The sequence below is a fragment of the Ectobacillus sp. JY-23 genome (assembly GCF_023022965.1).
Classification (GTDB): Bacteria; Bacillota; Bacilli; order Bacillales; family Bacillaceae_G; genus Ectobacillus.
In genome coordinates, this window is the sequence record NZ_CP095462.1 from 760,024 (window position 1) to 785,609 (window position 25,586).

19 protein-coding genes and 1 pseudogene are annotated in these 25,586 nt (G+C 41.9%); 6 read left to right on the forward strand and 14 right to left on the reverse strand.

All coding sequences use genetic code 11. From position 1 onward, the window contains the following. Positions 1 to 17 precede the first annotated feature (17 nt). The 3 genes from MUG87_RS03980 to MUG87_RS03990 form a co-directional block, all read right to left on the reverse strand. Positions 18 to 3,824, reverse strand: a complete 3,807-nt coding sequence (locus tag MUG87_RS03980) for an RHS repeat domain-containing protein (protein WP_247085733.1) — start codon at positions 3,822 to 3,824, stop codon at positions 18 to 20. A gap of 325 nt (positions 3,825 to 4,149) precedes the next feature. Further along, the gene (locus MUG87_RS03985; protein WP_247085735.1) at positions 4,150 to 5,280 is read right to left on the reverse strand and encodes a site-specific integrase; all 1,131 of its coding nucleotides are present in this window, start codon (positions 5,278 to 5,280) and stop codon (positions 4,150 to 4,152) included. Between the two features lie 55 nt (positions 5,281 to 5,335). Beyond that, complete coding sequence (locus MUG87_RS03990) at positions 5,336 to 5,512, reverse strand: helix-turn-helix transcriptional regulator (RefSeq protein ID WP_247085737.1); 177 nt, start codon at positions 5,510 to 5,512, stop codon at positions 5,336 to 5,338. A gap of 526 nt (positions 5,513 to 6,038) precedes the next feature. Here MUG87_RS03990 and MUG87_RS03995 point away from each other — a divergent pair. Together MUG87_RS03995 and MUG87_RS04000 are read left to right on the forward strand one after the other, a co-directional pair. Further along, a complete protein-coding gene (locus tag MUG87_RS03995) occupies positions 6,039 to 6,383 on the forward strand; it encodes a hypothetical protein (protein WP_247085739.1) in 345 nt (114 codons plus the stop codon). 14 nt (positions 6,384 to 6,397) lie between these two features. Then, entirely contained in the window at positions 6,398 to 6,703 is a 306-nt protein-coding gene (locus MUG87_RS04000) for a hypothetical protein (RefSeq protein WP_247085741.1), read from the forward strand. A 522-nt stretch (positions 6,704 to 7,225) separates the two neighbouring features. On the opposite strand, the gene MUG87_RS04005 is transcribed toward MUG87_RS04000, so the two are convergent. The 7 genes and pseudogenes from MUG87_RS04005 to MUG87_RS04035 all read right to left on the reverse strand — a co-directional run bounded on the left by MUG87_RS04005 (position 7,226) and on the right by MUG87_RS04035 (position 13,645). Beyond that, positions 7,226 to 7,972, reverse strand: coding sequence for a YHYH domain-containing protein (locus MUG87_RS04005; RefSeq protein WP_247085743.1), 747 nt, complete (start codon positions 7,970 to 7,972; stop codon positions 7,226 to 7,228). Positions 7,973 to 8,093: 121 nt separating this feature from the next. Then, positions 8,094 to 8,724 (reverse strand): annotated as a pseudogene (locus MUG87_RS04010) (DNA translocase FtsK); the annotation flags it as partial. Between the two features lie 36 nt (positions 8,725 to 8,760). Next, positions 8,761 to 9,285: a tetratricopeptide repeat protein gene (locus MUG87_RS04015; protein WP_124562967.1), complete on the reverse strand. Its 525-nt coding sequence runs from the start codon at positions 9,283 to 9,285 to the stop codon at positions 8,761 to 8,763. A 130-nt stretch (positions 9,286 to 9,415) separates the two neighbouring features. Further along, entirely contained in the window at positions 9,416 to 9,553 is a 138-nt protein-coding gene (locus MUG87_RS04020; protein WP_164464160.1) for a hypothetical protein, read from the reverse strand. A gap of 708 nt (positions 9,554 to 10,261) precedes the next feature. Then, a complete protein-coding gene (locus MUG87_RS04025; protein WP_247085745.1) occupies positions 10,262 to 10,786 on the reverse strand; it encodes a DoxX family protein in 525 nt (174 codons plus the stop codon). Positions 10,787 to 10,977: 191 nt separating this feature from the next. Next, positions 10,978 to 12,123 (reverse strand): lytic polysaccharide monooxygenase, encoded by a 1,146-nt coding sequence (locus MUG87_RS04030; RefSeq protein ID WP_247085747.1) that lies wholly within the window; start codon positions 12,121 to 12,123, stop codon positions 10,978 to 10,980. A 172-nt stretch (positions 12,124 to 12,295) separates the two neighbouring features. After that, a complete protein-coding gene (locus MUG87_RS04035; protein ID WP_247085749.1) occupies positions 12,296 to 13,645 on the reverse strand; it encodes a uracil/xanthine transporter in 1,350 nt (449 codons plus the stop codon). Positions 13,646 to 13,973: 328 nt separating this feature from the next. On the opposite strand from MUG87_RS04035, the gene MUG87_RS04040 reads away from it, so the two are divergent. Beyond that, positions 13,974 to 16,643: an alkaline phosphatase family protein gene (locus MUG87_RS04040; RefSeq protein ID WP_247085751.1), complete on the forward strand. Its 2,670-nt coding sequence runs from the start codon at positions 13,974 to 13,976 to the stop codon at positions 16,641 to 16,643. Between the two features lie 101 nt (positions 16,644 to 16,744). On the opposite strand, the gene MUG87_RS04045 is transcribed toward MUG87_RS04040, so the two are convergent. The 4 genes from MUG87_RS04045 to MUG87_RS04060 are packed head-to-tail and all read right to left on the reverse strand — an operon-like array spanning position 16,745 to position 22,476. After that, a complete protein-coding gene (locus MUG87_RS04045; protein ID WP_247085753.1) occupies positions 16,745 to 17,965 on the reverse strand; it encodes an amidohydrolase in 1,221 nt (406 codons plus the stop codon). Positions 17,966 to 17,983: 18 nt separating this feature from the next. Next, on the reverse strand, positions 17,984 to 19,222 hold the full coding sequence (locus tag MUG87_RS04050) for an amidohydrolase family protein (protein ID WP_247085755.1): 1,239 nt from the start codon (positions 19,220 to 19,222) through the stop codon (positions 17,984 to 17,986). 47 nt (positions 19,223 to 19,269) lie between these two features. Continuing rightward, the gene (locus MUG87_RS04055; protein WP_247085757.1) at positions 19,270 to 20,841 is read right to left on the reverse strand and encodes a glutathione ABC transporter substrate-binding protein; all 1,572 of its coding nucleotides are present in this window, start codon (positions 20,839 to 20,841) and stop codon (positions 19,270 to 19,272) included. 57 nt (positions 20,842 to 20,898) lie between these two features. After that, positions 20,899 to 22,476, reverse strand: coding sequence for a glutathione ABC transporter substrate-binding protein (locus MUG87_RS04060; protein ID WP_247085759.1), 1,578 nt, complete (start codon positions 22,474 to 22,476; stop codon positions 20,899 to 20,901). 242 nt (positions 22,477 to 22,718) lie between these two features. Here MUG87_RS04060 and MUG87_RS04065 point away from each other — a divergent pair, with 242 nt between their 5' ends. From MUG87_RS04065 to MUG87_RS04075, 3 genes are read left to right on the forward strand one after another with little or no spacing between them, the layout of a single operon-like run. Beyond that, complete coding sequence (locus tag MUG87_RS04065) at positions 22,719 to 23,621, forward strand: ABC transporter permease (protein ID WP_247085761.1); 903 nt, start codon at positions 22,719 to 22,721, stop codon at positions 23,619 to 23,621. 30 nt (positions 23,622 to 23,651) lie between these two features. Then, a complete protein-coding gene (gene nikB, locus MUG87_RS04070; protein ID WP_247085763.1) occupies positions 23,652 to 24,572 on the forward strand; it encodes a nickel ABC transporter permease in 921 nt (306 codons plus the stop codon). 9 nt (positions 24,573 to 24,581) lie between these two features. Then, the gene (locus MUG87_RS04075) at positions 24,582 to 25,586 is read left to right on the forward strand and encodes an ABC transporter ATP-binding protein (RefSeq protein ID WP_247085765.1); all 1,005 of its coding nucleotides are present in this window, start codon (positions 24,582 to 24,584) and stop codon (positions 25,584 to 25,586) included.

The window sequence follows — 25,586 nt, forward strand, 5'->3', positions numbered from 1 at the left end:
TCACCCTTCCCATGTTATTAATAATCACTTTTGTTTAACCTTGGTCGCTGACCATATCTCTTCTTATATGCGACTATCTTTTTATGTTGCCACTGATGCATTTCCTTTTTGGTTCCGCTGACTTCAAACTGCATATAAACATTTTCCTGTTTATAAAATTTCTTACTATATCTTGCTCTTCCTCTTGTCGTTTCGCCATATTTTTGTATTTTATGAGTCTTGATATCTCTTAAAGTATAACCTCTAGCAGGTGTAGGTGTACTATGAGAATTATTATGAATAGAACTTTTCTTCTTTTTTGATTTACTTTTAGCCTGCTTCCTACGCTCTTTTTCTTTTAAATAAGCTTTTAAAATAGCATAACTTAGATCAGCAAGTTCATCCGCTCTTCTATGTTTTTCTCCATCCGGATCAATATATTTAACAGGATTATTATTCGCATACGTATACCCATTCTGCGTAATCGGATCATCCGCGTCACCTGGATCTGGGTCTACCGAAATAAATACACCATGCACCGGATGGTAATACCGCGCCATGAGGTAATACATGCCGATTTCTTTATCATACATGTATCCTGCATATCCAAACGGATTATCTGCTGCTAAGCCTTCTGCACTGCTTGTCAGCACATTGCCCCACGCATCGTACGTATATTGCGCCACGACTTTGCCTGTGCTGTCTGTCATCGCAATAACATCACCATGTGGGTTGTAGTGATAGTAAAACGTTTGGCCTTGGGTTTTCATCGCGAGACGTACGCCGTTCGCATTGTACACGTACTGCCGCAGTACCGCACCGCTTGTGTTTGTTTCATACAATACATGGATGCTGTCGCCGTCATAATGATAACGGGTTGTGATGCCATTTACTGTTTTCTCAATACGGCGACCGTCATCGTCATACTTGTAGGTCGCAAATGGCGTAGAGGCACCTTTTTTGGTCACAGCAATCAGTTCATCCGCCGCGTTCCACGTATACGTGAACTCCCCATCTGCTGTGCGATTGCCGTTGGCGTCGTATGTCAAGATTTCGTTTCCGAAATTTGTTAGTTGATTACCACTGTTAAACGTCGCTGTTTTGGTGGTGGTCGTGCCATTTTTTGTTTGTTTTACGCTAGTTCGGTTGCTAAATCCGTCATACGTGAATTCGTTGATCGTTCCATCTGGTAATGCTTCTTTGGTAAGTTGGTTTACATTATCATACGTGTAAGTTGTCTTCCCTACCATGAGGCCGGTTATTCGATTAATACTCGTACGATTACCATTCTCATCATATTCATACGTTTCCGATGCAATCACCTTACCGTCTTTATCTGCAATATGCAAATCTGTTACCTTTTGAGTGGCATCATACTGGAAAGACGTTCCTGCTCTATTGCCTGCCAGATACGAAGCAACATTACCAAATTCATCAAAATCAAAGAAATAAGTTTGTCCCTGATCGGTAACTTTTGTGTTCTGATTTAACGAATTGTATTCATAGCTTGTGGTATTACTCGTTGCTCCGTGCTGAAGTTTTAAGTCTTTTAATTTATATGACCCTGTATGATAGGTCCACGAGACACTGCCCCCGCGATCGGTCATGCTAGTGATGCGATTGCCGGTATCATATGCTTTGTCTCGCGTGATACCATTGACCGCATCCGTTATCTTGGTTTCATTTCCATTCTTATCATATACATAAGAAAACGCGAGATTTTGGTTGCGACGAAGTTCCGTCACTCGATTTGCTGTATCATACGTCCATTCTAACACACTTCCATTTGGCATCTCCGTTTTGACAAGGTTACTATTAGCATCATACGTATGCTGAATGCGACGATTTAAGGCATCAATAAAGACCGTGTTTTTATTATCTACATCATAATCGTATTGAACCACTTGTGTCTTGCTGCCCGCAGTGATTGTTTTCTTTGTAGTATTGCCATTGTCATCGTAATCATAGGATACAACCGTTCCATTTGGCAAAGTTGTCTTGGTCAATTGATTATCAACATTGTATTCCAGTGTTTTCTTTTGATTCTTAGGGTCGGTTACAGACGTCTGGTTACCATACGTATCATACGTGAACGTTGTTTTCCGCCCTTCTTCATCATAAGACGCCGTTGGAAAATCATTGTCACTATACTCTTGCTTTGTTAAAACGTTGCCTTCTAGAATACGAATATCATCGTACCATACCGTTCCCGTGTTTGGTCCACGGAATAAAGGGTAAATATCGATGTCTTTGACCGGTTTTTTTGCAGGAATGGTAAGAGCCTGACGGTTCCATTCTTGCGTTCCTAATGGAAACTCCATATAAAATGGATCATAGGTTCCATCTGTATAGTTTGCATAAATCCACAAGCCATACTCCCGATTTGTTTTGGCTCCACTTGTTGTTTTTGCATTCTGCGCTTTTGACATCGCTGTCACTGTAAGTGGTATGGCGCTTGTTTGATTGATTGACACTCTTTGATGATACTGTTGTTCTGGATCTGTCACACTGTTTCGGCGGATCACGATACCATTATCGCCTTGGAATGCATCACTCACTTCACCTGTTAATGCAGGAGACCAAAACCAACCTGTTGGTCCGTTTCCAATCTGTTCAAAACTGCTGTTGCTGACCGGATTGAATGAAGAGGAAACAGGCCCTTCTTCTAATTGAACCGTATCAAACCAAGCCAGTCCTTTACTGTTGATACTATTATGAGATAATACCATGTAGACTTTCACTTGGGTTGTATCAGGCAACGTTTTAAAAGACAGTTGTCGTTTTTTCCAATTTTGCGTACCGGTTAGTTCATTATGACGCGCCTTGATATGGGTAGCCTGTCCTTGCGCGTTTAAGAGCGCAACCTCTAAAAAGGCTTGTGCATCCGTCACATTTTGTGTTTGAATTAACGAGCTAAGAGTGTACGTGGTGTTTGCCTTAGCAGGGACAATTTGCGTTGCCTGTGCGGTTCCCCATCCGTCCGCTGTTGGCTTGACACCCAGTTGAAGGGCTTGTTTGCCGCCCCCTAGTTCTGGAGAACGGATAATGGAAGATAACGAGTAGGTCGTATTATCTCCGTGGTTATTCACAAGTTCCCCAATCCAGCCAGGAATGCCGTTGTTAGGTGCCTCCTCAAAGCTAGCGTTGCTGAGAAGATTGGCTCCTGGAGCTAACTCTTGACTTTCTGCAATGGGATTGCCATAGGAGTCATATTGTGTGACAGAAGCTGTATTGGCTTGTTCCTGTGTCTCCGAAACAGCATTCGATCCTTCATACGTCACGGTTGTTGTTTTATTTTCTGCATCGGTTACTTTTGTCACATCGTGATTTTCATTATAGTTATAACGCTCTGTTCCAATGGCATCGGTAGCCGTTGTGACGTTCCCTTGTCCATCGTACGTATATGATTCGGACAACCGTTGTCCTTGGTCGTTCGGGTATACTGTTTTCTTGAGTAAATTTGCTTCATATTCATACGTTGTTGTAAGATTCAGACGTCCCGCATCTATTATGTCATACGTAGGATTCCCTGCTATGTTATAGCCATACTTGTCTTGGGTTCCTTTCGGATCGGTAACCGTGACTTCCCGCTTCGTATCGTCGTATTGAATGGACGTAACTTTTCCGAGTGGATCTTTCACCTCTGTCAATTTGTTACCCGTATAAGTATACGTGGTTTGATACGGCACTTGAGTCGTATGTTTCGGATCATACACATACCGAAGCAGCCCGTTTTCATAGCCATACCGGTACGTCTTGCCGCGCGGTGTGGTAGAGGATATCAGTTCTTCGCCTTGGTAGGTAAACGTGATCACTTTGTTATCCGGCCCGGTTACTTTTGTCACACGATCTCCTGTATATTCAAACAAAAACGTTCGTCCAGACGCATGTGTAACTGTGACCAGCTTTCCATTTGTATACGTATAGGTTACTTTGTTTCCATATTCATCCGTGATGGATTGCGGTTTCCCTGTCGTAGAGAATGTAATAACAGTTTGATCTTTATCGGTAATGGTATAACCATCCGTTAGTTTCTTTTAAATGCTGTTTATGTATGAATGAGAATAAATATAATTCCTGAACACTCACTATTTATTGAGTGTTTTTATTATTTTACTCTAGAAATAAAAAAGTACCTCTGCAATTAGAGATACTTGTAGGGTGTTCACTTTAGTTAGTGACATCAGATTTTATTAATTCCTTTTCCAAGCGGTTTATTGCTTTTACTTGCGCTGTCGTATCAGTATGAATATACGTATCTAAGGTAAATGCAGCGCAGGAATGACCCAATCGTTCTTGAATAACCTTGGGACTCTCACCGAGTTCATTTAAAAGTGAACCATGTGTATGTCGCAAATCGTGAAGAGTTATTTTTTTGACTTCGCTTTGTTGGATTAGCCTATTAAATTGACGGCGTACATTCTCAACATAAAGTGGAGTTCCGGTAGAAGAACAAAATACAAGATTAAACGGATTGTAATGCTCCCCTAGACTTAACTTTATAGATTTCTGGCTTCTATTTAGTTGTAACAATTCTCGAGTAAGAGTAGCAGGAATGGGCAAATTACGATTGGATCTCATTGTTTTAGTTGATTTTAAAAGAAAACCTTCTTGTTTTGTATAAGCAAGTGACTGCTTAACCTTAATGATTTCATTATCTAAATCCACATTGTCCCAAGTTAAGCCAAGAATTTCTCCGATTCTCATTCCGGTATAAATTGCTAGCATATAAATAAGATGACGGCGCTTTTTCTTAGCAACATCTAAAAACGTATTTATTTCACATTTAGTCCAAATCTCTTTTTCACTCATTTCTATTTTAATAGAGCGAGAATCCCTTACACAGTTATGTTGTACAAGCTTCCATTTGAATGCTGTCTCAAAAGCTGAATATAGTAGTGATTGGAGCATTTTCACATACCTCCTTGAAAGACCTTCCTCAAGCTTTTGATGAAGAAATTCATCAATATGAAAAGTTGTAATATCTCTAAGTACAAAGCCCTCAAAGTATGGAATTATATGCTTGTTTATCATATATAATCTTTGTTCATATGTTGTAATTGAAACTTGTTTTTTAAAATATGTTTCTAGCCAATGCTCAAAAAACTGACCAAATGTCCTTGTATCAGGTAAAAGAAAGCTTTTATTGCTAATACGTACTTGAATTTCCGCAAGAGCATCCTGTGCCTCCCGTTTGGTACGATAACCACTGAATGATTTTTGAATTCGCTTATTCGTGCGAGGATCCCTCCCAATATCAATACGAAATCCCCATGATTTTCTTAGTTTTCTGATTGTCATAACTCTCTTCTCCCTCTATATGCTTTAGTTTGCTAGTCAACAATAATAAAATAAATTATCTGCTTGCTTGCTGTTTAAGCCAACTATAAAAATCCCCGGCAATTACGCGTTTGCAGCGACCAATTCGGATAAGTGGAAATGTTGGATCATCCATTAAAGTATGAGCTGTGGGTAATGATATCTTTAAATAATTAGCTATTTCCTTAGCTGTTAAAATCTCTGTTTCATTCATATATAACAACCTCCGTTATGCTTTACATTTAAACATTTTGAATTGATGTATAGTGAATTGAGCCCTTCTTTCTAATCAAAAAAAGTAAATGCGCGACACTAATATCCTTGCAATTATAATGCTTTGAATTGTTTGAGTGCTTTTACTACTAGTGACTTACCCATCTATCTAAAAACACACTAAGTCACTTTCTGCCTTAGAAATCTCCTGTTGACTGCGCTATAAACAAAACCATTTTTCATTCAGATGTCAATAGGTCATCAATAAAAATATAATATTTTTAACATATCTATATTTAATAAGAAAGGCATGAACAAGATGTGATACAGTCTTTAAATTGTTTACTCATAGATGTAATCTTTAACGGACGAGATTTCATTTCAATAAGGTTTATTTGGTACTAAATCTACAGTGATTAATCGTGCGCGACTTTCTATTTAACTAATTCTCTTGTTATATCTGAGCTATAATCGTGTTAAAGTTTTAAGTATGTCGTAGCAAGAATTAACTAGGGAGGTCTAATACTATGGAGCTGACAAGAGGTAGAGAATTGTATTATCAGTTAGTGAACAATGTGCATCTCGTATTAGAAGAACGTAACGGGTATATTCATGCGGGTGTATGGGATAACGAAGAAAAAAAGTCTAAACGATTAGCTGAAATCCAGGCGCAAAAAGAACGCGTAAAGGTCTTAATCCGAATTAACACACCAGGAATTACGGAGATTGTAGAGTCTTTAGATATAGAGCATGAGGTGGTGCCTGAAAGTCATAACTGGGGTCATTACCGCATGTGGCTATTTGTAAACGAAGAGAGCGACGTTTTGAAAGTGGCTAAGGTGTTACGGATTGTAAAGGAATTAACAGTTTAGAAGGGAGAATACAATTGAGTAACGTAGAGAAGTTTACAAAGCCATATTTTCAAATTTATGGTTCTCAAGAAACAGGCGACTACATAATCACAGGTGTTTCTAAAAGTGGCACATCTGAAGTTCTTCACGAAATTAAACAAAACCGGAACACTGGGCTTAAGGAAGCGAGATTATGGATCTTTAGATATGTTGGTACTAATCAAGAGTGGCTAAACGCCCATAGGGAAATTGGAGAGTACGTTGTAAAGCCTAAAAGATTGAAAAATTCATGGAGGAGCGCTTCCTTAGAAGAGTATATATCTAATATTTACAATACGTAGTTCTTGTGCTTATTTCTATACTATGATACATGGTTAATAACTAATATTTTTTCTCCCTATAGGTGTCTATCATTTCAGTTATTAAACCGTAGTCTCGAAATGAAATAGAAAAAGACCTGGAGTCAACAATGATTGATTCCGGGGTATAATTGATCTTATCAAGTAAGTCTTTTTGCAGACATTTATCTGAACTGGATGTACACCAATATGAATACGAAGTAAGTGCCGCGGCCGTGCAGCATTAATAATATCTATCTCATCTTTTCGATACGATATGCGAATATACATCTTCCCTTTTTCTTTAAACAATCTGTTTACAATTGGATAAAACAAACCAGCCCCTCCTTTTCAAAGAAATAGAGGTAAATAAAAGAGCCGCTATAAAATAGCGACTTCTTTGCTTTGCAATAGATATCACTTACGAGGTGCATCCCGCAGAAAGCGATCTTGTTTGTATAAACACGGTGTATGTATAGTATGTATACAAAAAATGTATACATGTTATTTTTATGAATCGTAAGACTATTGCTTTTGTTTTGATTTTCTGCGAGCATATATCACTGCGCCTGTAAGTAACCCTACCCCACCTACGCCTCCAGCAATAATCATCATTCTTTTATTAGACTCTTCTTGCATTCTTTTATGTTCTTTTTCTGCCTCGTTCCATCCATCTTTGTAGGCTGACTTATATGTAGCTCCATCCCAATCTTCTGAGTAATTTCTATCTGTTTCAAATTCTTTGTTGTTTTTATAATCTTGCTTGCCATTTGCTTTACCAAATTTGTAGCTACGTACTTTTAATATTTGCTCATTGTGATTTTTTTCTATTTGTGCAGTGATATCATTCACTTTAGGCATAGTTATTGTTGTTTTTGCTTCAGCTTCCTGTTCTTGTTTTTGATTATCCTCACATACCTGTTGGCCATCTTCATCTCCATCACGTATCCCATCTTCAAATCCATCACCATAGTCTTGTGCACCTCTCCACTCCCACGTGTACTCCTGACAGTTAGAAGCATACTGATAAGCAATATCATATCCCTTTTGATAACCAGCATCATATTCTACCTGTGGATCATATGCTGGCGCTTGGTTCCCCCCATTATGATAATGATACTGACCATATTGTAGACCCCATTGCTGACAATTTGTACGGCATACATGGCCTCCATTAGCATCTGTGCGGCCTGGATGAGCCATCGCTATGTGTGGAACAAATGAACAAATAAGTACAAACAGTAAATATATACGTGCAATCCCCTTTGCCATTGCCTACCTCCTCGAATGTATCAGTATCAGCCCCTGATTAAAGAATACAAAATGTAATCTATGTAAATAAACCCTCTACATATATAAATCCATAATAAAAAAAGACGCATAGTCGCGCCTCTTAGGATGTTTTTTGCTTTACATCTTTTAGTAATACTTTTCTTGGCTTACTTCCCTCGTAAGGGCCAATTACCCCATCTGCCTCCAATGTGTCAATAAGTCTCGATGCGCGTGCATAGCCGATTCTAAACTTACGCTGCAACGAAGAAGTAGATGCGCTTTGTGCTTGAATAACAAATGCAACGACTTCCTCATATAAGTCATCTTTAGCAGATTGCTTTTCTTCTTTTTTTACATGGACCTCCAAATTCATCATCTCTTCTTGGTAGTTCGCTTTTTGCTGTGAAATGACATGAGAAACAACTCGGTTTACTTCGTCGTCTGATAAAAATGCACCTTGCACTCGTGTTGGCCTAGAAGAGCCCGCGGGCATAAATAACATATCTCCCCTTCCAAGCAACTTCTCAGCACCAGAAGAATCCAATATTGTTCTTGAACCAGTCTGTGAAAATACCGCAAATGCGATACGAGAAGGAATATTTACACCCATAATTACATCAACAGAAGCACGTTGTGTGGCAATAATTAAATGTAGCAGTTCTTGCCATCTGTTCTAATCCCATAATAGCGTCTTCAACATCTGATGAAACAACCATTATAAGGTCTACTAGTCCATTTACAATAACTACAATTTATGAAAAAACCTTACTTTTATTTGGTTTAATTCATCATTGCTCATTTTTAAACTTCCAACCTTTCTCACTCTTATCGTTCATCAACATATTCCATAATTGCTTCTTCCCTTTGTACGGCAAATATTCATCGTGAACAGCATGAGCTCTTTTACTGTACTGTTCAAATAACTCGTGGAGCTCTTGATCTGGAAATTGTTGTTCTGTACATAGCGTGAATTGCTTTTCTGTATTTAATGTGTTAACCCTAATCTTATGCTGTAAATAACTTAGTCCTTTTATTTTGCTTCTTGTTAGATTAAGTGCTGCTGATGCTAATACGTCGCCCTTCTCTTCTTTTGCTCCAGGATAATGAGGATCTAGTTCTAATACTTTTTCAAAATCTAGAAAAGCTTGCTTATCCTTATCTTGTTTCAAACGTGCCATCGCGCGTTCAAAATATGCGTCAGGGTAATTGGGATATTCTTTTATTAATTTACAGCAAAGTCGCACAGCTTTTGCATACTCCTCATTATTATAAAAGTCCTGAATCTTCGCAATATATTTCCTGTATTTATCCATACTTTCTTCCCCTTTGTATCCGTCTAGCTATTATATATTGCATCAAAAAACATAATAATTAGTATTGCTTTAGATAAATTCACCGGTATTTAAACTTCGAGAATACTATTAACTAAAACCTATTTAATCACTAGCTCTTACCTAGCATTTTTAATGCCTCACCGTGCTCGGCAATAATCCTACGAAAAATCTCTTCAATTTCCTTATTAGGAACTGTCTTGTCTTCCTCATGTTTTTTTAGGTTTGCATCTTTATTATCTTTTTCCATCTCTTTCTCCCTCGCTTCTTAATATTTCATTTATTTCTTGTTCCGTTCTAATTGATATTTCTTTCTCTTGTCGTATAGATTAATGTTAACCTATTTCTAGATAAAGCAGCTAAAAACCTTCGTTTTGATTAGTACATAGTGGAAATAGAATTTTATATGGAAAGCAGCGCTCTCCTTATATAGAGCTAATAATGAAATTTATACGCTGGACATAAGACAAACCTAGGGAAAGGCGATGCATGATGAAACAATTAAATCGACCACATGCTTACACATAAAATCTGCACAAAATGTGCACAGACATATTTTTCTTAATTTACTTTATTTAACGTAATTAGTAAACACGTCTCTTCCAAACACTGATGTACCAAGGGTTTATTGAATTCCATTATACGCATTTAAACATATTTTATAGCATTGAACATGCACCTGTTATTCTGGCAGCGTAGAGGTCAGGGGTTCGAGCCCCCTATGCTCCATACTTTAATACATGAATCGTTCTACAGCACTTCAGTCAAAACTCCCGTTGTATATGGATTTCATTTTGACTAAAACACTCTTATCAGTTCTGTCAATTCAGAATTCATAAGAGTATTTTTTGTGTCCATACCATTTTTTGCTGACACATACAAAACCTTTATACTAATAAACAAAAAATGCGCTTCCTCATATGAGAAAACGCATTTTGTAAGAAGATCTGGCACCTGATTAAACGCCATTTAAGCTTTCTTTTCTTTGTCGAACTACCTTATCTTTTTTAAAAACTTTTTGAATTAACGGTAGTACATAATAATCTAATCCATAGCGACCTGCATTATAACCAGCAGCAAGGATGATAAAACCCATTAAAATGTCAGTTGGATTGTGAGATATAGCGCCAGTCAGTAAGAAGCTAAAGTTCATAACAACACCGAAAAACGCTGCAGCTGTTGTTAGGCATCCTAACATAAGACCTAATCCAACAAGTGTTTCCCCCCAAGGAATTACTACATTGAATACATGAGCATTTGGGACAGCGATATGCTCTAGAAAATCAACATACCATCCATATACTACACCGTCAGGTCCCGCAACTGGTTTTGCCACGGCTCCCTGTAAAAATCCAGTAGCATCAAATTGACCGCTCTGTAGTTTGCCAAGACCCGCAGTAAACCAAGAATATCCTAAATACACACGTACAATAGTTAAAATAGCAGACACAACTTTGTTTTCCCTTAACCATTGATTAAACATTCTGTACCTCCCCTTTTTTTATATGAATGATAAGTACACGTTCAATATAAAGCTTTTAAGGCTCTCTGAGAATAACATTGTGAATTTATTCACAAATATGTCAAAAAAAATTGAACAAAGCGTGTCTTTTACTTCATAGAAAATAGCATTAAAAACTCGGATATGTTCAATATATATCCGAGTTTAACACCTTAGTAATGTTGGCCGCAAAGCTCCTCCTGACTTTCCTCTATATCCTTCGTCAAATGGGAAAGTGATAAAAATGGCAAAGTAGCAACGTATACTTTCCAAGGCGTTTCCCATTCGTAATTCACCTTTGTGTCAGGTTTAAAACCTTTCGACCACCATTTGGCCTGATAGTTGACGCCGTTGTATGTGACAATTTCCCCTGCCTGATACGCTTTGGCCGGGTCCCAGGCTGGAAACGTTGTTGTAGCGGTATCCTTTGTTTTTACTGTAAGCGCCGTTGACAATGCCGATTTATTGCCAGCATAATCCACGGCTTGAATCGCATATGTGTATGTTGTGTTCGCCAGCAACCCTGTATCGGTATAAGATGTGCCCGTTGCTGTTGCGACCAATTGCTGATTGCGATATATTGCATAATTTTTAACGCCGTTCGCGGCAGTGGATGCTGTCCATCCTAACCCGATTGAGGTTTCCGTTTGGGACGTAGATGTCACATTGGTTGGAGCGGTCGGGACTTGCGGTTCTCCTGTTCCTCCGTTGGATAAATTGACATCGATCGCCTGGTAAAAGGCATTCGAGGTATCAAAGATTTCCCACACACCTAAAATCACATAGTACCCGGTGCGATCTGTCGGTACGGTACATTGATGGCTCACCGTGGATGACGGCGCAGCACCGCCCGTGTTGAAGGAACAAAATGGCATCGCATCCAAATCGCCACGAGCTATTGGTTTATTCGGATCCCATCCCTTTTTAGTGATGTAATATTTCCATTCCTTTGTCCGATGGGCTGCTGTCAATTTCCAGGTAAAGGTGTTCGCTCCTCCGCTCAGATTGACTTTCAACCAGCGTGTAGCAGTTTGCTCATACAGCTCCGGATAATGTCCCGCACCTGTAATTTGCCCGTCAGCCGGTCCTGTTTGCGGGAATCCACCTATTCCCTCTAAGCTCTGCGGCTCGTATCGAATTTGTCCGCAGTTGACGTTTTGTCCCTGCTGACATAAAAGACTGCGGCTTGCCGGTGATTGGATATAGCCGTGCGCCGCGGCTTCTTTACCGAATACAAACAAACTAAACAGAACAAAAAGCACCCCACCAAACAAGGTTATCATTCCGCTTCGCACAAATCCCTTATTCTTCCACCTCATCAAAATCCCCCTTTGTTTAGAACTCCCCCACAAATTATCATACAAAGCATTTTCATAATTATGATTATTATTATTATTTTTATATATTGTGAATTAAAGAATCTGTTATAAAATATAAAAACAAACCGGGCGAATTAGATTCGTCCGGTTTGTTCCATGGAGCTCTTGCTATTTAGTTCTCTATTTGCTCATAAAGCTGCCAATTCACCGTTCTTTCCAATCCTATAGAGATAATGACCCCCATGATTAACCCGTTAGAAAGGAAGGGCTGAAGCAAAACAGGTAGATTTCTGAACAACTCGGTCGGTGTATTCATTAAAGATACTCCCAGCAACAACGGCATGGCAAGGCGAAAAATCGTATTGGAGTTGAAGCTCCGTCCTTTCAAATTATGGAAAGCTGTACCAAACATTTGCAGGTACGCCACAAACAACACTGCATTTCCAACCGTAATCGGCATCGTCGTCATAAAGGTGCCAAAGGAAGGCACAATTCCCATCACCATCAACAAAGCACCTCCAAGCAGAAAAGGCTTGCGCTCAAAAATGCGCGTGCTTTGCAAGAAGCCAATTGAAGATGTGAACGGTGTGTACGGTACCAGACCGAACAAGGAACCTGCGGCTGTCGAAAAAGTTGTCACCAAAATCGAGTTACGATACTGCTTTTCAGATGACGATTCTTTCAAAAGGTCAGCTCCCGCTTGAATGGAGGCGACCGTGTTGCTCAAATTCATCATCGTCGCAAAAAACGTTACAGCCGCAATCCCGATTTGCAAATTGGGCATTCCCAGCGGAAAGATGGAGAATGCTGTATTGCTCACATGAGCAGGATGTGCAAGCACGCCGGGAAATAACAATGCAAAGCCCGCCCATCCCCCCATCAGTCCGATTAGAATGGAGAAATTGCTCAATGTTTTATTTCCTTTGACTTTCAGCACACTTACAAAAACAACCAACCCAAGTGAGTACAGAGATATTCCGATATCCAATGTGCCGTCCTTATGGACAGGAAGCATCCCTTTGAAAAAGATGAAAATTAGCTGAAATGTAAGCAGAAATAAATAAACAGTCATCACCATCGGGCTAAAGATCCGCTGCAGTAAACCAATGCCGTTACAAGCGACCAGCAATAGCGTGGAAAGACACGCGGCCAAAATCCCAGTCGCGATGCCACCGCCGATATCATCGGTATTCATACCGATGGAATGCGCCGACAGGCCCAAGTTCAAAATCACACCCCATAGCAAACCCGAGTGTCCTTCCATCAGAGGTAGCCTATGCCCAAGTTTGCCTTGCAAAATACAAGCAAGGCCTGTAAAAACAAGCGAGATACGAAGCATGGTCGCCATGCTTTCAGACGGGACGCCAAAAGCGTTCGCTACGGAAATCGGCACAACAACTGTATTGGCGAAAATGAAAAACAGCCATTGCGTTGCGGAAAACATTGTTACAGATGAAAATCCTTTTTTCATAATAAACACCACTTTCAGTTTCACAATGAGTCGGTTATTCCAAAACAACATATTAATACAACCAAAGAGGTCAGTAAAGCTATATGCTTGTCTCTCTTTACATCCTAAACTATCAGTAGAAACATGTAATCAACAAAGTCCACGCAATATCGTGAGATTATGTGGGATATTTTTTTGTTCTTTTTGCACATTCTTTACACTGCATTCATATTAAATTGGCATCCTGCTTATATAGCCCTATGTTACATATGTCGCGATGGAATTGTCTAAAAAAATGTGCGACTCGTTCATCCAACTCATACTAGACCTCAATATCACCTTTACAATCTACTTTTATAATGAACATATAAAATCAACTAACAAAGGAGATGGAGAGATTTTGAACAAAGCATTTGCGATTACAGCTGTAACAGGGATTATGTTAGGAGTGCTGCCTATGGATCGGATCTATCATTCACAAGCCATTCCGTCCATACTGGCCGCCGGAACAACAAGCGACACTATCGTTAAACTGCCGTTTAATAATGGCGGGGAAGATAGTTCCGGCAACGGGAACACAGGTATCATCGGCAATAATGTTACATTCACAGATAGCTTTTCCGGAAAAGCTGCGACGTTTTCGGGCGGTAAAATCACACTGCCAAAGGATAAACTTTCCTTTGGCGCCAATCAAGACTTTAGTATCAGTTTTTGGATAAAAGCGGATCCTGTCGATGATGATGTGATTATCACAAATAAAAACTGGGATTCCGGGGCAAATCAAGGATGGTTGATTGGCATTGAAAACAACTTTTTACTTTGGAATTGGAAAGGGGCCTCTACAAACAGAATTGATTTAAAGAACCAAAAGAAAATTACAGTTGCTGATCGAAAATGGCATCATATTGCTGTAACGCATGACAGAGACGGTCAAGCCAAGTTTTATAAAGACGGGGTGCTCGAACATGTTATCAACATTGCAGGAACTGGCACTGTTGATACACCTCTAGATGTGAATATCGGTGCCGATGGTCTCGGTCGCTACGCACTCAATAACGGAATGCTGGAGGAATTCCAAATTGATAAAAGTGCACTGACGCAGGAGCAGATTCGTGCGTTATACGAAGAGCATAAAGATGCCGCACAAGCTCTTCCTCCTTTAATAGAATCATTCAAAGGTAAATTGGAGCTTGTTGGCGCATCTCATACTGTCAACGGCGCCCAGTTTTCTATGAATCTGCATCTTCGCACGAACAACATGAACGTGTTACCAAATAAAATAGAAACCACCCTTGCGTATGACTCACAAAAATTCCGCTTCGTATCCGCTAGTACAAACGTTACAGTGGACACATCGACGCCAGGTATATTAAAGGTGGTATCCAACGGATCGAAGAATTTCAACGACACAAAACCACTCGACTTTGCCAATACAAAGATTGCTGATTTGAAATTTGAAACAATTGAAGAAAGCGGCACAGGTTTGATTACAGTTGGTGAAAGTAAGTTTTATGAAACGAATCGCCTTTATACAATCGAGCAACTCACAACAGATTCCAAGCAAATCACTATTCACCAAAAGCAAGATATCGATACCAACAAAGATGGTCTCGTGACAGTGGCGGACGCAATTGCTGACGGGCTATCAGAGGATATGAAAAAACGGATTGCTGCCGCTTCACAAATAAAACCTTATAAACGTGTATTATTTATCGGCATTGACGGATGCGGTGTAGGTGTTCATGAGCGCGCGCCGTTTTGGAGCAATTTGACAGGCTCCAAAGCAGATGTTGACAGTCGCCTGCAGATGCCATATTTGCGCAGCTTAATTGAAACAGGAGCCGTTAGCTATACGGCCCAAGCCATTATGCCAACCAGCTCGTCACCAAACTGGGGTGCCATGTTTACAGGAGTAGCCTATGATAAACACGGCATCAGCAATACAACAAGTGGCATTCAATACTATCCTGAAAATAGCGCGTATCCTACCATTTTTAAGTCAATTCGTGAAGAGATGCCTGAACGGAACATCGCGTCATATGTGAACTGGACAAATATCACAAGAGGACATATTGAGCCATCACTAGGTGTCGAATCAAAACACGGTAATGATGCTCAAATCGCCCAACAGGCTAAAGAATTTATCACGAACGGAAAAATGAAAGACACCTCTCTTATGTTCTTGCATTTTGATGAGGTTGATGGCGCAGGTCATTCGTATGGCTGGTATACACAAGGATTTTATAACAAAATAGCACAAACAGATGCCCATATTCGAACAGTGGTAGAAGAACTGGATAAGCAGGGCTTACGAGATGATACCTTGATTCTTGTCATGCCTGACCATGGTGGGGGAACAGAGGGGCATAACGGAACATATTCAAATCAATTCAGTCACGGACAAAATTCCCAATTGGCAAAAGGCATTTTCTTTGCCGCCAACGGACGTACGGTAAGTCGCGCAGAAAATGGGGAGAAGATTTTACAAGGCGGGACAACACCTGATGCCGCAGCCACTGTATTGTCTGCCCTTCGCTTACAGCAGCAAGAGATCGGTGATTCTCATGTTCTAGAAGGCATGTTCACCGACCAGGCACATCAGCTTCAAAAGAACGCTGCGAATCTGGTCCTATCTCCATCAACCGGTCATAATGACCAAGTCATTACCGAATATGATGTGAAGCTGAAGAACCAAAAAAGTACGACAAAAGCCATCGACTTGCAGCTTGCTACCCAAAATATTGAAATCAAACAAATCCAAGTGCTTCAACCAGGCGTGAAAGTGCTGCACCAGGCACACACTGATGGCAAGCTACGAATCATACTTGAAACGAAAGATGGTATCCGAGAAAACGAAAGTGTGATTCGAATTTTAACAAAAAAGCATACAACAAAAGAAGCTTTACATATCTCAGAGGCTGTTACAGCCAATGAATTGGGCAAAGAAGAAATGCCCAACCTCGTTAACGAGAAAGAAACAAAATCCCAGCAAAAACCTTCCTTTTTGCAACAAGCGACACAACATATGCATGCTGTGATTAGCTTTTTGAAAAGTGGGCAGAAAAACTAAATCCTTTGCGCATTACCAACCTTTTTTGTAAAAATAAACATGATATTAAGAGCCTTTTCCATCAGAGACAAGGAAGCCCTCATCAAGGGCTTCCTTGTTTTTCAAACCTGACCTGCCACAACTTTCCCCTTGTGTAGCACTGCTTCTCTTCGCGGCGTTCTTGCTACAAGTTCGGCGCTGCATGATGCTTGCACTAAAACAAGATCCGCATCATCGCCCACAAGCGGCCAACTCACGGTTCCATCGGACCGCAGCGGCGTTGCACCCCCTGTCGCCCATTTCAGCGATTGCGCCAAGGACAGCTCATCGCTCTTTCGGTACAGCTCACCGTAGCGCTTGGCCTTTTCCAGCACGTCTCCGTTGCCGAAAGGTCCCCAAGAATCATAAAAGCCGTCGCACCCGAGATAGACAGGTACACCTTTACGGTCTAGCAATTCAATTGGCGGAAGCGCTTTTGTGATAGGAATTGTCGACATGACCGCCATGCCAAGCCGTCCCATTTTTTCTGCCAGCTCCTCAACCTGCTGCAGAGGAACTTCTCCCAAACCGAACCCGTGACTAACCGCGGTACGGTTGTGCCACTTCGCTTCTTCTACAAACTCCGTCCATTTATCTACCGTATAATATCCGACATGACCGCCGTCATGCAAATGAATATCGACATCCGCATCGAACATCACTGCCAAATTCATCACTTCATCTAATGATTTTTCAATGTTTTTATCGATGCCGGCTGGATCTAGGCCGCCCACAATATGCGCACCGGAGCGCATCGCTTCTTTCATCAGCGGAATGACGTTTCCTTTCAGCAGACCGTGCTGCGGAAATGCCACGATTTCATATGTCAATTTGTCCGCATACTCCGCCAAAGCCGCCTGTACTCCCTCAAGATTCTTCAAACCGATGTAAGGATCGATATTCACATGGGTTCTGATATGCGTGGAGCCGTTCGCCAGGATTTTCTCGATCATGGCGCTGGCTCTTTGCTTTGTAGTTGGGGCTAGTTCCTCAAGCTCTAAGGCCTCGCAATGCAAACGCTCGGACAAATTCTTCACCGGCTTGCATGCTTTCCAGGGTAAGGAAAGATATGTTTTATCCAAATGATTGTGCATTTCTTTGAATGTCGGTACAGCCAACAGGCCCTTCGCATCTAAAGTCGTTTCATTCGCCGGAACGCTAAAGTCGGCACCGCACTTTTCCAAAATCTTTCCATCTTGGATTTTCAAATGAAAACACGCTGTATTTGTTGTATAAATACCGTTCCCATCTTCTATATATCCGATTTCCAGCCGCACATTTTTCAGCCAATATACTTTTGTCATCGCAAATCCCCCTTTTTCCTAGTTTACTTGTAACCGTGCGGAGGAGGGTTCCCTTTCTACCTTCGCTCCCTGGAAGAACAATTCCATGACATCAACTCTTCTTGCAACTGCTTCCGCTGAGCATGTAGCGTTCACAAGCATCATTGTGGCTTCATCACCGACCTTCGGCCATACTTGTTCTCCCCGCTCACTAAGCGGCGTGATTCCTCCAGTACCATATTTTAAAGCGCGAGATAAAGAATGCTCATCAATTATACGGAAACGTTCGGCCAATAGCCCTAGCTTTTGCATAGTATTCGCTGTTCCGAACGGCGACCAATGATCAGTAATGCTATCGTGTCCCACAGAAACCGTAATGCCTAGCTTATCCAGAACTGGAACCGGAAGAGTCGGGCGATTGATTGGAATCGTGGTTGTCACGTCAATTTCTTGTTCGCGAAGCATCGCACCCATTTCAATGAGCGCATCTCCCGCCAAGTCTCCTAAAGCGATACCATGACTAATTGTGGCTCTCCCCTTCAGATTGGCTTGTGCGGTATAATGGGCCATTCTTTCAAAAGTGAATGCGCCGAGCGTATTCGGATCATGAAGGTGGATGTCGACACCGGTACCATGCTCCACTGCAATGTCAAAAATAGTATGAAGCGACTTTTCAATATTGCGATCCACTGTGGCAGGGTCCACCCCACCCACTAACGTGGCGCCGTTCTTCATTGCTTCACGTACAAGCTGCACCGAATCACTCCTAAGCAATCCGTGCTGCGGAAAAGCGACGATTTCGTATGTCAATACATGTTCATATTTTTGCAGGGCATTAACAGTGGCTTCCAAATTTTTAAGTCCTATGATGGAATCGATATTGCAATGCGTACGAATATGCGTATGCCCATGTTTCAAATACAACTCGATCATTTTTTCCGCACGTTCCTGTGCTGTAGGGAGCAACTTAGGTAGAAGCTGTTTTTCTTCCTCCAAGCGCGTGAAAATCCCCTTTGTGCTTGGCGTGCAAGCTTTCCATGGCCCTCCGTAATAGGTCTTATCGATATGGATATGCATATCGCGAAGCGAGGGAAGAAGCAAATATCCTTTCGCATCATACTTGTTTTCAGCACGGCTCGGAAAATCCGATACGATTTCCGTAATTCTTCCGTCCTCGACTTTCAAATGACAAAGAACGGTTTCCGTGCCTACAACTCTCTCATTTTCGTATATGAACCCCGTTTCTAAACGCGCATTTGTAATCCAGCACACGCCCATTTCCATTCCTCCTCGCTTAAAGTCTATAGATACTCGATGAAGTCATGTTATTTCAAAGTGACTTCATCGAGCATAAGATAATTGACAGGATTGATCCAGATACCTTCCACATGCTTGTTGTGCACGGCAAGATGCTCATAATAACGAATTGGAATATACACAGCCTCCTCCAATTCGATCTTCATCGCTTCTTGGTACAAGCTTTTCCGTTTCCCTTCCGTCATTTCTTTTCTTGCCGCTTCGATCAACGTGTCCACTTTCTCATTTTTGTAATACATATGGTTGCCAGCGCCGCCATGAGAAGATGAATGGAACAGATTATATTGATTATAGTCCCCATCTCCTGTCGCGTTTCCCCAGCCCCCTATATACATCTGATGCTTGCCGTTATTAAGCGTATCAATGTAAGCGCCCCACTCGAGCACCTGTACTTTGGCGTTGACACCAATTCCCTTCAACTGCGATTGAACGACCTCTGCCAGGGCAATTCGTTCCTTGCGATCATTTGTTACAATGGTAAGTTCCAATCCGCTGGTGAAGCCGGCTTCTTTCAGAAGTTGCTTTGCCTGGTTCAGATTATAGCCGAGCGGTTTAATCTCTTCACTATACCCGAATACCTTTGGACTCATCGCCGCGTTCGCCAATCTGCCGGAATTATTATAGACACCTTTCATCATCCCGTCACGCTGTATCGCATGACTGATGGCTTTACGGACTTTCACGTTATCAAGCGGCGCTTTCTGGGTGTTGAAGCCGATGAATTCGACACCCAGCCCTTCCGTACGGTACAAAGAAAGAGCCTTGGAAGCTTCAATCCTGTCAATCTCACTGACCGGAACTTGATCATTGATATGCGCTTCTCCTGCTTCCACCATTGCCAATCTTGTTGTGTCCTCCGGAACGACTTTGAATACGACACGATCGATCGCAGGCTTTGCCCCCCAATAGTTTCCATTCTTCTTCAAGGCAATTTCTTGCCCGGTTTTCCAATGCTCAAACATGAATGGTCCAGTCCCCACCGGATGATCCATAAGTTGCTTCGGATTTTCCTTTAACACCTTTGGACTGATGATGCTTCCTTCATTGCTGGCCAAAATGGACAACAGCGGCGTATAAGGTTCGTTTAAATGAAACTGCACAGTATACCTATCAACTACCGCTATATCCTTGATCATGGCAAGCTTGGATGCTTGAGGTGACCGCGTTTGCGGATCTAAAAGCCGCTTGAATGTCGTTTGTACCGCTTCAGCGTCGAAAGGCGTTCCATCCTGAAACGCCACACCTTGCCTCAATTCGAATTCCCAAGTCGTTTCATTCAACTGCGTCCATTTCGTCGCCAGTTTCGGATGAGGCTTCATGTTTTCGTCAGGAACAACCAATGTTTCATATACCTTTTGATATACAATATTTGCGGATGGAATATCAGTTATAAAATGGGGATCCAGCTTTGTCGCATCCGATAGACGCACAACTGTCAATGTGCCGCCGTCCTTGCCTTTTGCCGATGACGGAACCGCTGGCTTACTCGACTGCGTCTGTGTGGAACATGCCTGCAAAAGAAGAGTGCTCAATAAGAACGCTGTGGATAAAATCATTTTTTTCCATTTCGTGCCCCTCATTTGTCCCTCCTGCTTTATATAGATTTCTTCGCTTCATCCCCAGTTTGTGCCTAGTTATTACTTAATGACGACTTTATCTATCATCAAATAATTGGCCGGACTCAGCCAAAATCCACTCACATTTTTTCCGTGCACCGCCAAATGCTGATAATTACGAATTGGAATATATACTGCATCCTCCAACTCTAGCTTAAGTGCTTTTTCATATAATTCTTTTCGCACTTTTTCATTTGTTTCACGACGCGCTTTTTCAATAATCGTGTCCACATCAGGATTGCTGTAATAAAAGTGATTTCCTGCCGAACCTTGTGACACGGAATGGAACAAGTTGTACTGGTTGTAATCGCCGTCACCCGTCGCATTTCCCCATCCTCCGATGAAAAGATCATGCTGCGCTTTGCCGATCGCTTCTAAATACGCCCCATATTCCATCACTTGAATTTTCACTTCGATTCCGATCCCCTTGAGCTGTGATTGAATCACTTCCGCCATATTGACACGTTCTTTCCGGTCGTTTGTGACCAAAGAGATAGATAGTCCTTTCTCGTAACCCGCTTCTTTTAATAATTTTTTCGCTTCATTCAGATCATAATCGTATGGCTTGACGTTTTCACTGTATCCAAACACTTTAGGACTCATAGCCGAATTGGCAAGTGACCCCATATTGTTGTAAACACCTTTCAAGATAGCTTCTCGCTCAATCGCATGGCTAATTGCTTTTCGGACCTTAACATCATCAAGTGGTTTTTTCTTTGTATTGAAGCCTATATACTCCACAGATAGCCCTTCTGTACGATAAAGTCCCATCGTTTTTGAAGCTTCAATTCTTTCAATCTCTGTTACTGGTATCTGGTCATTGATATGAGCCTCCCCAGTCTCGACCATGGCCAATCTTGTGGCATCCTCCGGAACAATCTTGAATACAACGCGATCGATATACGGTTTCTCTCCCCAGTAAGAATCGTTTCTCTTTAAAGCAATTTCCTGTCCTGTTTTCCACTTCTCAAACAAGAAAGGACCAGTACCTACAGGGTGCTCCGTCAATTTCTTAGGATTATCCGTCAAAGCTTTCGGACTGATGATGCTACCCTCGTTGCTCGCTAAAATGGAAAGAAGCGCCGCATATGGGTAGGAAAGCAAAAACTGCACTGTCGTGTCATCGACAACTTTGACTTCTTTTATCATGGTGAACTTCTCACGTTGCGGCGAGCCTGTGTTTGGATCAAGCAAGCGATCAAATGTCGCTTTGACAGCCTTTGCGTCAAATGGGGCTCCATCATGGAAGGTGATTCCTTTTCTCAACTTAAATTCCCATGTCGTGTCATTCACCACATTCCATTCCGACGCCAACAACGGCTTAATTTTCATATCCTTATCCGGCTCTACAAGCGTCTCGTATACTTTCTGGTAGATCATATTGGCTGATGGAATATCAGTTATGAAATGCGGATCCAGTTTGGTCGCGTCAGACGAGCGGACAACTGTCAAAGTTCCTCCTTGCTTCTCTCCTAACGGGTTTTTCTTTTTTTCTTTCGATATCATCGATTGAGTGGAACATGCTGAAGCCACACTCAGCATAACCATCAAAAGAACCAACAAGATATAATTCCACACACTCTTCTTGTTCCGTATCATCGTCTCTTCCCCTTTCTCGTTCCATCCAACTGCACTTGCTTGTTCATCCCCCCTCTTTATACTTACTTATCTGCATTATAGAGAAAGTTACCGAGTGATATTTACAAAATCTTTACTTATTTTTTAAATATTTTGACTATTTTAAAAAAAAGGATTTACATTACTTTAGATTTTGATAATTTTAAACAAACAAATCTATCGAAAGGAGGACGCTTTTCACCACAACATAAGGAGGGAACTGTATGAGACCAGAAATTCACGCAACACAATCCCAGCTTGTCACACAACCTGTATTACATTCGAAATCATCCAGACTAAAAGACTTCATTTCTATATTTATAGCAAATAAAGCGGCGATGGCGGGAGCAATTATTATACTATTTTATATATTAATCGCCTTGTTGGCGCCCATTTTAGCTCCCTATGACCCCTATGAAATCCGACTTAATCAGAAATTGCTTCCCCCATCGATGGAACATTGGATGGGCACCGACGATAAAGGACGTGATATTTTAAGCCGAGTTTTATACGGCTCCAGACTTTCCATGGGTGTCGGATTCTCCGCTGTCACATTCGGAGCCACCTTTGGCATTATGTTTGGCTTGATCGCAGGCTATTACGGCAAGTGGATAGATTCTATCATTATGAGAATCATGGATATTATGCTCGCTTTCCCTGGAATTTTATTGGCTTTGGCCATCATCAGCGCCCTCGGCCCTGGTCTCATCAATGTCACGATCGCCGTTGGAGCGTTCTCTGTACCGTTGTTTGCCCGTATTGTGCGTGGATCGACGCTGGAGGTTAAGCGCTTGGAATATATCGATGCCATTCGTTCTCTTGGTGCCAACGATTTTATCATCATCACAAGGCACATCTTGCCCAATGTTCTTTCGCCTATTATTGTACAGGGTACGTTACGCTTGGCAACTGCCATTCTTTCCGCCGCTGGTTTATCCTTTCTTGGACTCGGCGCGCAGCCTCCTTCCCCGGAGTGGGGATCAATGCTGAGCAACGGCCGGGATTTCCTGTTCTCAGCACCTTATATCGCACTGTTTCCCGGTCTTGCCATCTCTATCTTGGTACTTGGGTTCAATATCTTTGGAGACGGTCTGCGGGATGCGTTCGATCCCAGAATGAAAAAGTAACACCCATACTTATCAGGAGGTTGAAATACTATGCTGACCTTTATTGTTCGTCGTCTTCTTCAGACCATTCCCGTCATCATTGGCGTAACATTTGTCGTTTTTTTTATTATGCAGCTTGTGCCGGGTGACCCCGCAGTACTGCTGGCAGGAGAAGGTGCCTCTAAGGAAACCATCGCGCAACTCAGAGAGCAGCTTGGTCTCAATCGCCCTTTTTTGATTCAGTACTTTGACTATGTAACGCATGTTTTTCAAGGGGATTTAGGCACTTCTTTAAAAAATAGCCAACCTGTTCTTGACGAAATTCTGGTGCGACTTCCTATTACAATGGAGCTTGCCTTCTTCAGCATCCTTATCACCATTGTCTTGGGAATGGGCGCAGGAATCATCTCTGCTGTGAAGCCCTACTCTCTTACGGATTTTGGCGTGATGGTTGTCGCTTTGCTCGGCATTTCTTTACCAAGCTTTTGGTTCGGTTTGATGTTGATGTATTTCTTCTCAGTCAAATTACAAGCGCTTCCGGTAGCAGGGTGGGACAGCCTCCTGCATGTCATCCTTCCCGCCTTTACACTAGGCGCAGGTGGCGCGGCCATTGTAGCGAGAATGACACGTTCAAGCATGCTCGAGGTGATCCGCCAAGATTATATTCGAACCGCCCGCGCCAAAGGGCTTCGTGAACGAGTCATCATCTATAAGCATGCGCTACGGAACGCGTTGATTCCTGTTATTACTGTTGTGGGACTGCAGTTTGGCGCTTTGCTAGGCGGAACTGTGCTCGTAGAATCCGTATTCGCCATCAACGGGCTTGGGAGGATGATTGTGGACGCAATCCGTATGCGGGATTTACCAATGGTGCAGGGCGGTGTTTTGTGCGCCTCGCTTATCTTTGTGACAGTCAATTTAGTGGTCGATATTTTTTATCGCTTCTTCAACAAACGAATTGAATTAAACTAACAGGCGGTGATGCACATGAACAAACCAATTTTGGAAGTAAAAGGCCTGCAAACTCACTTCACTACAAAACGGGGAATAAGTAAAGCGGTGGATGGTATTGATTTTACGCTGCATAAAGGAGAAACATTAGGAATTGTCGGGGAATCGGGATGCGGCAAAAGTATGACCTCTTTATCCATTCTCCGCCTTATTCCTTCTCCTCCGGGAAAGATTGTCGGTGGGTCTGTAATATTTAAAGGAAGAGATTTGACAACTCTATCAGAAACAGAAATGCAAAGCATTCGCGGCAATGAAATTTCAATGATTTTCCAAGAGCCGATGACTTCGTTGAACCCAGTGATTCCTGTCGGCGAACAAATCGCCGAAGCGCTTAGATTGCATCAACATATGAATAAAAAGGAAGCGTGGAGCAAAGCGGTGGAAATGCTGGAGCTTGTTGGAATTCCCTCCCCCAACAAGCGAGCTAAGCAAGAGCCCTTTCAATTAAGCGGCGGCATGCGCCAAAGAGTGATGATCGCCATGGCTTTAGCTTGCACACCGGAAATTTTGATTGCCGATGAACCGACAACAGCACTGGATGTAACGATTCAAGCACAAATCCTTGCACTAATGAAGGATTTGCAGCAAAAGCTTGGTATGGGAATCATCATGATTACGCATGATCTTGGTATTGTCGCGGAAACCTGCGATAAAGTGGCGGTCATGTATGCCGGCAATATCGTAGAATACGCTTCTACAGCTCAAATTTTTACCGACCCGCAGCACCCTTATACACAGGGGTTGCTCGCTTCATTGCCAAGCATTCATGAGGATTATGAAGAATTAGAGACGATCGAGGGTAGTATCCCAAGCCCTTATCAAATGCCTGCTGGCTGCCGGTTCGCATCGCGCTGTCCTTATAAACGAGAGGTTTGCGCTACACAACAGCCCGAACTGCTCGATACTGCCAGCGGTCAGGTGCGCTGCTGGAAATACACCGAACATTGGCAAGAACAAACTGAAGGGGTTGTATAA

Excerpts from the sequence above, each read along its gene's own strand:
- MUG87_RS03985 (WP_247085735.1), bottom strand. The coding sequence starts at position 5,280 with ATGACAATCAGAAAACTAAGAAAATCATGGGGATTTCGTATTGATATT.
- MUG87_RS03990 (WP_247085737.1), bottom strand. The coding sequence starts at position 5,512 with ATGAATGAAACAGAGATTTTAACAGCTAAGGAAATAGCTAATTATTTA.
- MUG87_RS03995 (WP_247085739.1), top strand. The coding sequence starts at position 6,039 with ATGGAGCTGACAAGAGGTAGAGAATTGTATTATCAGTTAGTGAACAAT.
- MUG87_RS04005 (WP_247085743.1), bottom strand. The coding sequence starts at position 7,972 with ATGGCAAAGGGGATTGCACGTATATATTTACTGTTTGTACTTATTTGT.
- MUG87_RS04015 (WP_124562967.1), bottom strand. The coding sequence starts at position 9,285 with ATGGATAAATACAGGAAATATATTGCGAAGATTCAGGACTTTTATAAT.
- MUG87_RS04020 (WP_164464160.1), bottom strand. The coding sequence starts at position 9,553 with ATGGAAAAAGATAATAAAGATGCAAACCTAAAAAAACATGAGGAAGAC.
- MUG87_RS04025 (WP_247085745.1), bottom strand. The coding sequence starts at position 10,786 with ATGTTTAATCAATGGTTAAGGGAAAACAAAGTTGTGTCTGCTATTTTA.
- MUG87_RS04030 (WP_247085747.1), bottom strand. The coding sequence starts at position 12,123 with ATGAGGTGGAAGAATAAGGGATTTGTGCGAAGCGGAATGATAACCTTG.
- MUG87_RS04035 (WP_247085749.1), bottom strand. The coding sequence starts at position 13,645 with ATGTTGTTTTGGAATAACCGACTCATTGTGAAACTGAAAGTGGTGTTT.
- MUG87_RS04045 (WP_247085753.1), bottom strand. The coding sequence starts at position 17,965 with ATGACAAAAGTATATTGGCTGAAAAATGTGCGGCTGGAAATCGGATAT.
- MUG87_RS04050 (WP_247085755.1), bottom strand. The coding sequence starts at position 19,222 with ATGGGCGTGTGCTGGATTACAAATGCGCGTTTAGAAACGGGGTTCATA.
- MUG87_RS04055 (WP_247085757.1), bottom strand. The coding sequence starts at position 20,841 with ATGAGGGGCACGAAATGGAAAAAAATGATTTTATCCACAGCGTTCTTA.
- MUG87_RS04060 (WP_247085759.1), bottom strand. The coding sequence starts at position 22,476 with ATGATACGGAACAAGAAGAGTGTGTGGAATTATATCTTGTTGGTTCTT.
- MUG87_RS04065 (WP_247085761.1), top strand. The coding sequence starts at position 22,719 with ATGAGACCAGAAATTCACGCAACACAATCCCAGCTTGTCACACAACCT.
- nikB (WP_247085763.1), top strand. The coding sequence starts at position 23,652 with ATGCTGACCTTTATTGTTCGTCGTCTTCTTCAGACCATTCCCGTCATC.
- MUG87_RS04075 (WP_247085765.1), top strand. The coding sequence starts at position 24,582 with ATGCACATGAACAAACCAATTTTGGAAGTAAAAGGCCTGCAAACTCAC.